The following is a 1,449-nucleotide window of genomic DNA, read 5'->3' on the forward strand; positions in this document are numbered from 1 at the left end:
GTTGATCCGTGGGGCTTTCGCTTCGCTTTTCGTCGGCCTGCTGGCCTGGCAGCGCGGCGCTCTCGCCCGCCCGGGCTCGATGCTGCAGCCTCTGGTCGCCTTGCGCGTGATCAGCGAGGCCGGCGCAACGGTGAGTTTCCTCGTCGCCCTCGCCCATCTGCCGATCGCCAATGTTTCGGCGGTGCTGCAGGCGCTGCCGCTGGCGGTGACGATGGGAGCGGCACTTGTCTTTGGCGAGACTGTCGGTTGGCGGCGTTGGCTGGCCATCGCCATCGGATTTGCCGGCGTGCTGATCATCGTGCGGCCGGGCTTCGAAGGGTTCAGCGTCTACTCGCTGTCGGCGCTGGCCAGCGTCGCCTGCTGCGCGGTGCGCGATCTCGCCACCAAGCGGATCCCCAAGGCCATTCCGACATTGCTGGTGTCGACCGCGACCGCGCTTGCCATGACAATCGTCGGCGCGGCGCTGTTGCCGGCAATGGGCGGCTGGACGCCGATGACGGGCAACAGCACGGCCCTGCTGGCCCTGGCTGCTGTGCTGGTGATTATCGGCTACCAGTTCATCATTATGGCGATGCGGGCGGGCGACATCTCCTTCATCGCGCCGTTCCGCTACACGGCCCTGATCTGGTCGATCCTGCTTGGCCTGTTCATCTTCGCGGACATTCCCGATCTGCCGATGATCGTCGGCGCCACCATCATCATCGGCTCCGGCCTCTATGCGCTCTACCGCGAGCGGGTCGTCGGCCGGCGCAAGATCGTCGCCGAAAGCACGGGGCCAAGCATGGTTCCGGACGGAATCTAGCCAGATCATTGAAGGTTCTTGTGATTTCCGACGGCTGGCGTACAGGCTTCGTGGCATGAAGCGAGACATTGCGGGGATTGTTCTGGCCGGTGGCCAGTCGAGGCGGATGGGCGGCGGCGACAAGAGCCTGTTGCCGCTTGGCGATGGCTGCCTGCTTGACCAGGTCGTGTCGCGCTTCGCCCCGCAAATAGAATCGATGGCGCTCAGCGCCAATGGCGACCCTGCACGATTCCTGCGCTTTGGACTGCCGGTGCTTGCCGACAGCGTGCCCGGCTTTGCCGGTCCGCTCGCCGGAATCCTGACCGGCCTCGAATGGGCCGCGGCCAACAGGCCTTGCAAGGCGATCGTCAGCGCTGCCGGTGACACGCCTTTCCTGCCGTTGGACCTTGTCGAGCGTCTGGCAGGGGCCGCCGATCAAAGCCCCGGTTCTATTGCCGTTGCCCGCTCGGCCGGCAAGCGGCATCCGACCTTCGCGCTGTGGCCGATCGGCTGCCGCGATGCCTTGCGGCACTTTCTGGTCGATCAGGATATCAGGCGGGTTTCGGCTTTCATCGACCGGCAGGGTTTTGTCGAGGTGGAGTTCCCGGTTCCGCCATCGGCGGGGATCGACCCTTTCTTCAACATCAACGAACCGGACGATCTTGTGT

2 protein-coding genes are annotated in these 1,449 nt (G+C 65.1%); both read left to right on the forward strand.

Features of this window, described 5'->3' with window-relative positions; all coding sequences use genetic code 11:
• A partial coding sequence (locus tag EN994_RS31200; protein WP_164746404.1) for a DMT family transporter occupies positions 1–802 on the forward strand: 802 nt, incomplete at its 5' end.
• Positions 803–857: 55 nt separating this feature from the next.
• On the forward strand, positions 858–1,449 hold a 592-nt coding region (gene mobA / locus EN994_RS31205; RefSeq protein WP_127308139.1), incomplete at its 3' end, for a molybdenum cofactor guanylyltransferase MobA.

Origin of the sequence: Mesorhizobium sp. M7A.F.Ca.CA.002.09.1.1 (assembly GCF_003998555.1) — a bacterium.
Taxonomy (GTDB): domain Bacteria; phylum Pseudomonadota; class Alphaproteobacteria; order Rhizobiales; family Rhizobiaceae; genus Mesorhizobium; species Mesorhizobium ciceri.